Raw genomic sequence first — 6,014 nt, 5'->3', positions numbered from 1 at the left:
ATACGTATTGTCTCAAGTGGAGAATCATAAAGAAATACATGCATTTTCTTTATATCATGTAATCGGAAAAGAAGAGACTTCAGTTAAAACAGGTGCTTTTGCTTAAGATAGGAGCTTTCTTTAATGCAGCTTTTTCTTTATGCATCTAACGAAGCAGTTTAGTGAAAGAAGTGTTTCATGGATATAAATAAAAAATCCTTTTCTACATGATAGAAAAGGACACATAAAGTTTTTTAGACCATTAATAAAGAAAACTACTCGTAGTTAGCCATGTAATTCCCTTCTTCAAATATTTCCTTCGGACTTTTGGATGTCCATTCTTCTACTGTCATATCAGGATGCAAATTTAGGTAAGATCTAATCATTTTGTAGCCTTCACTATAGCCATAATAATCAGGTAAACCATTAGAGCCACCTATTAGAAACTCAACAGAATAACTACTCCCAAGATATGTTTCAATTTTGCTCCAATATTCTTTATAAAAGCTTTCATCAACCACATAATCAGTACTATTCGAATCGGGATACACTAAGGTTTCAAACATCACGGCCTGCCCTTCCATTATTAAGTCATCTAAAACAGTCAAATAATAATCTCCCTTATAATGTTTTTCGGTCCAAACACTATGATGATATTCATGGGACATACCTGATTTATAATAGTTATCGAGTTCACTCAAATTATAATAGTCATCAAAATAATTTAAATATACTAAAATTTTCCCTGATCCAGCTGTTTCCAGATCAGAAGGAAATTTTTCATTTTTTGGAAACACACATACTGTTGTTTTTTTATCTGATGAAAGTATGTCTGAGGATTTAACAAGGGATTCCTCAAATAACTCATTTAAATAATCTTTATCCATTGATTCAATTTGATTCTTAATACTATTAAAATCACTTTCTTCCGGTGACCATTCAAATACACTAAATTTATAATATTCCGCATCTTTAAAACAAGCATCATATACAGGATCGATAATCACCTGTTTATATAATTGGTATGGTGATTCATCTGGATGATTCTTTATAGTTTCAAAATAGTTTTCATAGAGCATGTAAGCATGAATTATAGTAAATTCTTGCCCCGTATTGGGGTTTTTAAAAGAATAGGATATATTTTGTTGTTCATTTTCCATAATAATATTCTCTTGAGATTGTTCAGTTTGCTTACAGGCTGATAAAATAAAAATTAATAGAAGAAAACAAAATGAAATTAAAGCTTTATTAGCGATATTCATAAACTTCATCTCCCTATTCAAAATTGACCTATTTCCTTTACATTCCATTTTGTCTAAAAGTTTCATTTATTTAAACTATTAATTTTAATAACATTAACAAAACATACCTCTAAGATAATTAGGTTGACTTGAAATAGTTGGAGGGAAGATTCTTGAAGAGGGAGACTACCTTTCCAATTACAAATAAAATCTTTGAAAATAATGTACTTCAACTAACGAGGTGCTTAAGTAAAGATCATAGGGTTACTTAGGCAACTCTTTTTTCTTATTAAACTAACGAACCAGTTTAGTTTAATAATTTTAGATAGCAGAGTTTTATTTAACGAAAGGATGCGATAACTTGTTTTTATATCATATGGTCATTGAAAATGTTAGTGAAATAAGTATAAGTCCGCAAAGGGTTTTAAAAGAAGGATTAAATCATAGAACAGCAACAAGGTGGTATTCAAACAGTGGTAATTAGAGTGTTTCAGACCTGCAAATTTACCAAAATGGATAGATTTTAAAGTTGCTTTCCGTGCAGATTTAAAAACGTATGAAAAACCTCATTTTCAATTTCCTATGTTCAGTGATAAAATAATAGTTTTTAACCGAGATATATCAAGTAATTTATTTGCTTATATTGAAGATAAATTTGATGGGGGTAGAGGGTACTTGGTTGAAGGTTTACCTTCAAAGTAAGATTTAATGAAACAGTATTGGGAAAGTATTAATACTCTTGATGAGTTTTTGAAATGCAAGCCTTTTAATAACCCTGAAATTTATATTTTTGAAACAGTTCCAGCTAAGTTAATTGAGTATATAGAGTAAAATTTTGTTTAACTAACGGAGGCTTTAGTGAAAGATCGTTGAGCTGCTTACGCGGCTCTTTTTTCTTATTGAACTAACGAACCAGTTAAGTTCAAGAAGAGTTGAATTAAAAATACCAAAATAGATACTTTCATCTAATTGAAAAGGAGGTTAAAGTATTATGAAATTAAAATTCTTATATTTAACAATAACAATATTTTCGATAGGGTTAATCATTGGTTGTTCTAATAAACAAGTTATAGAAGAAAATACAAATGATATGGATAACTATGGAGATGTTAGAGCAGTAGCATGGGAATTTTTAAATGAAAAAGGTTGGAATGACAGGGCTAAAGAAGATTGGAAAAGTGCGAAAGTGAAAAAAACGATTGCTGATAATAGCTATGAATTGTTGGATAAAACTTATGATGGAAAAGAGGTATTAACCGTTTCTTTTGAAGATAAAGATAGTGTTGTAATCGCTACACCTTCAATCCTCGTTGACCTCAATTCCAATAAAGTAATTGGCTATATGCCTAGTGAATAAATTAACTGGTATTAAACTAACGAAAGAGGTTAGTTCAAGAAGAACGGGCTTAAATATTCAAATAGGTAATATTGATATAATTAGGAAAAGTGGAGGCGTAATGGCACAAATAAAGTTTAATTTAATATCAGATTATGACACTGCCCTACAATTCGGATGTAAAATAGAAATTCATATAAACTTGAACCTATTATTGTGGAGTTTCTGAGATTTTTATATCACGACGGCTTTTCGTTTGAAGAGGTTAGTGATGATGACGAGCAAATGGAGGAAGGCGTAAAAAGAGAGACTTTGAAAGTATTTCTCTTCAAAATAAATCGCTAATCTTATTCAACCAACGCAGCAGTATAGATAAGTAAAATTTTTTATATGGGGTGAAGAATATCAAGATCCTGTTTATATGTAGTAAAAACAAATGGCGAAGTCCAACAGCAGAAAAGGTATTTCATAAATTTAATGGCTATGATGTAAGATCAGCAGGGACAGAGGTTGCAGCAAGGGTTAAGATTACGAACGGACACATTGGATGGGCTGACATTATATTTGTAATGGAAAAAAAGCATATAAGACGCTTAAAAGATAAGTTTGGTCCTATGCTTAATAATAAGAAAATTTGGAACTTAGACATCCCAGACGATTATGGTTATATGGACGAAGTATTAATTGAAATTTTGAAAGCTAGAGTGTCAGAATATATAATTGTTCCAGAGTAGAAATGCCTTACTATGGTATTGATTAATTAAAGGTTGTTAAGTTTAGGAGTGAGGGTTGGTTTTTTTAATGTTTTTTATTCAGCTAAAGCAGCAGGTTTCTTGAGGAAGAAAAATGTTTATATTAGGGAGAATCTATACTGAAAAGAGTTAATTTTTTTGAATTGAGGTTTTTTAAAAATGTCAGTTGATAGAGATTGTATGATTTCTTCTTTAAAGAAAATAGTAATACCAACCCTTAGAGAGAAGGGGTTTAAAGGTTCATTTCCGCATTTTCGTCGAATTAAAGAAAATAAAATTGACCTTCTAACGTTTCAATTTGACAGATATGGCGGGGGATTTGTTATCGAAGTGGCAGTTTGTCGTCCTAATGGAGTGACCCATCATTGGGGGGAGAAAGTTCCTCTGAATAAAGTTACTGCTCACGACTTAAACAACAGACCGAGACTTAATTGTGGAGAGTGGTTTAGGTATGATGCTTCAAGTTCCGATGAAGATATTTTTGATGTTATTGCTTATGGTGTCTTGAATTGTATCCCTGAAGCGGAAAATTATTGGAATGAGATTAAAAGCAAAGGCTTGAGATAATAGTGATATTGGGACAGACTTTTATAAAAGATTAGGCTTTATTGTTCTTCCTAATGAAATTCAAAAATATAAAGACAGTATTTGCATGTACTACTCAAAAGAAAATGATATCGACTCTATATCATTTGATATCCCGAATTACTTTTAAAGGACATCACCTACTTGTGTGGGATATGTTGATAACAGTATTGACGACGAAATTGTAGGATTTATTATAAAATTTATTATGTATTCATCTTCAACTAACGGATGCTTTACTTAAAGAAGGAATTAAAGCCCAAATTGATTTGTATAAATTAAAGTTGTTTATAAATATTGAGTAAAGAAATAACAATAATTACAGTTCCAAATATCAAATGGATATAAAAAGATTTTTTGCTATTTATTTCGGTATTTGAAGATAGAAGAAATGATATTCCTAATAACATTAAACCTATATCAAAAATGAAAGGAAACGAATTTAGAGAAGACGAAATGAAATGAGAAAGCATTAAACCAACAGCTATGATACTTAACATTAGAGAATAAGCTGCATATTCACTATTTGGTCTATGCATGATATTTTCCTCTCCATTCTGCTACTGCTAAAATTTGTATAAAGCGATGCATATCTTATTTGCCAACGCTTTCATGTTGAATTCGCTCTCTAAGAGTATATGAAACTGAACAGGACAAACTAACTCTAAATATAATTTAGGGTGATGAAAGTGAACAAACTTAATATTGTATGTAATTTAAAAGGCTGCTAACAACATGCTAGCAGCCTCTTTAAACACTATGACTTAACTTTTTTTACCTTAATTCGGTAAGATAAACAATTTGATAACGATGCGACTTCTTCAAACCTCCACGTGTTGAAATTCATTGCTCCACCAGGGTAAAACGCAATTATCTGAAGCCCAGCTTGTAGACATAAAGAGTTTATTTCATCTGTTGAATAGCAGGCTAGTGTTTGTGTAATTGTTTCATTTGGTGAGTCTGTTTGCCAAAGTGTATCCGTCATGCGACAGTTATTATCATCATAACCGTATTCTCTCTTAATTTGAGATTTTCCAACGACTAGCATTTGTTGTCCTTTAACGTTTTTCCAATAATTTGGCTCATATATATCAATGAGTGCATATCCGTCATCTTTGAGCCACTCATGTATCCGTTGTAATAGTAATAGTTGATCTTTATCTGTACCTACTCCAAAACCATCTAGATAGAGAACTAAATCAAATTGGTTTGACAGTCGTACCGAATAAAAGTTATCACATAAAATGTTTATAGATGGATTTGAGTGAGCTTTTGCGTATTCAACCAATTCGGATACAAGTTCAACGGTGGTTATATCCTTATTGGTTAATGAAAGTGTGCTTGCAAGTATCCCCGAGCCAGCACCTATTTCAAGTACGTCCTTGAAGGGTTTACCCACTTGTTCATGAATCAAAGCTACTTCCTTCTTATAATCATTTAAATCGTCTAATGAATCATGAAAATACTCAAATTGTTTTTTGTAAAAGGGATGTACCCAATTCTCTTTCATATATATCCTCCTGTAATAAACTATTCGTTTACAGGAAATTATTTAAATTTCTGATACCCATATAGAGCACCTCCTGTTATTATCATATCATTAGAAAATATAAATAGCAGAAAATTTAGTTTTATGTAAAAATATATCTTAGGACAGGTTAGTTTAAGAGTTATACATGATAAATAATAGAATATTTACAACAGAAACTAATCGTAGGTTCTTCTTCATTAACGGGTGCTGTTGCGATACATGACCATCATTTCGATGGTATATTTTTACGTCCAGAGCATCTTGAAGATTTCGACGATACAGTGTGAAATGTTACACTTAAACTAACGTCGCAGTTTAGTTGAAGAAGAGTTTTTTGGTGATTGTGTTGAATAAGTTAATACAGGTGAATTATTGAACAAAAGGGTTGCTTTACCTCAAGTTGGGGGTGTCACTTTTTTCTTCAACTAACGGGTAAGTTTGGGATTAGCAATCCACAAGAAACACCCAAGTTGAATTATGCTAAAATGTAGTTAATGTATAATGTAGATATTCCTCATGAACAAAGGAGAACTGAAAATGAGAAAACTCGTTCTATTTCTGCACGCATCGCTTGACGGTTTCGTAGAAGG

The 6,014-nt window shown here is 31.5% G+C and carries 6 protein-coding genes; 3 read left to right on the top strand and 3 right to left on the bottom strand.

The features are described 5' to 3' along the window. Nucleotides 1-254 precede the first annotated feature (254 nt). Nucleotides 255-1,241 (bottom strand): DUF2268 domain-containing putative Zn-dependent protease, encoded by a 987-nt coding sequence (locus ACFVR1_RS19520; RefSeq protein WP_387586357.1) that lies wholly within the window; start codon nt 1,239-1,241, stop codon nt 255-257. A gap of 970 nt (nt 1,242-2,211) precedes the next feature. Here ACFVR1_RS19520 and ACFVR1_RS19515 point away from each other — a divergent pair. From ACFVR1_RS19515 to ACFVR1_RS19505, 3 genes are all read left to right on the top strand, one after another. Beyond that, nucleotides 2,212-2,577: a hypothetical protein gene (locus ACFVR1_RS19515; protein ID WP_387586356.1), complete on the top strand. Its 366-nt coding sequence runs from the start codon at nt 2,212-2,214 to the stop codon at nt 2,575-2,577. Nucleotides 2,578-2,960: 383 nt separating this feature from the next. Next, the gene (locus tag ACFVR1_RS19510) at nt 2,961-3,290 is read left to right on the top strand and encodes a low molecular weight protein tyrosine phosphatase family protein (protein ID WP_387586358.1); all 330 of its coding nucleotides are present in this window, start codon (nt 2,961-2,963) and stop codon (nt 3,288-3,290) included. 177 nt (nt 3,291-3,467) lie between these two features. Then, entirely contained in the window at nt 3,468-3,875 is a 408-nt protein-coding gene (locus ACFVR1_RS19505; protein WP_387586355.1) for a DUF4304 domain-containing protein, read from the top strand. Nucleotides 3,876-4,171: 296 nt separating this feature from the next. Here the strand turns inward: ACFVR1_RS19505 and ACFVR1_RS19500 are convergent, their stop codons facing one another. Continuing rightward, nucleotides 4,172-4,432, bottom strand: coding sequence for a hypothetical protein (locus ACFVR1_RS19500; RefSeq protein WP_387586354.1), 261 nt, complete (start codon nt 4,430-4,432; stop codon nt 4,172-4,174). Nucleotides 4,433-4,650: 218 nt separating this feature from the next. Then, nucleotides 4,651-5,403 (bottom strand): class I SAM-dependent methyltransferase, encoded by a 753-nt coding sequence (locus tag ACFVR1_RS19495; protein ID WP_387586353.1) that lies wholly within the window; start codon nt 5,401-5,403, stop codon nt 4,651-4,653. Nucleotides 5,404-6,014: the final 611 nt, after the last annotated feature.

Origin of the sequence: Psychrobacillus sp. NPDC058041, assembly GCF_042885655.1 — a bacterium.
In the GTDB taxonomy this organism is placed as follows: domain Bacteria; phylum Bacillota; class Bacilli; order Bacillales_A; family Planococcaceae; genus Psychrobacillus.
The sequence above is the reverse complement of the archived record's forward strand: the minus strand, read 5'-3'. Positions and strand labels throughout refer to the sequence as shown.

Coding starts and splice junctions, on each gene's coding strand:
- ACFVR1_RS19505 (WP_387586355.1), top strand. CDS start 3,468: ATGTCAGTTGATAGAGATTGTATGATTTCTTCTTTAAAGAAAATAGTA.
- ACFVR1_RS19515 (WP_387586356.1), top strand. CDS start 2,212: ATGAAATTAAAATTCTTATATTTAACAATAACAATATTTTCGATAGGG.
- ACFVR1_RS19520 (WP_387586357.1), bottom strand. CDS start 1,241: ATGAATATCGCTAATAAAGCTTTAATTTCATTTTGTTTTCTTCTATTA.
- ACFVR1_RS19495 (WP_387586353.1), bottom strand. CDS start 5,403: ATGAAAGAGAATTGGGTACATCCCTTTTACAAAAAACAATTTGAGTAT.
- ACFVR1_RS19500 (WP_387586354.1), bottom strand. CDS start 4,432: ATGCATAGACCAAATAGTGAATATGCAGCTTATTCTCTAATGTTAAGT.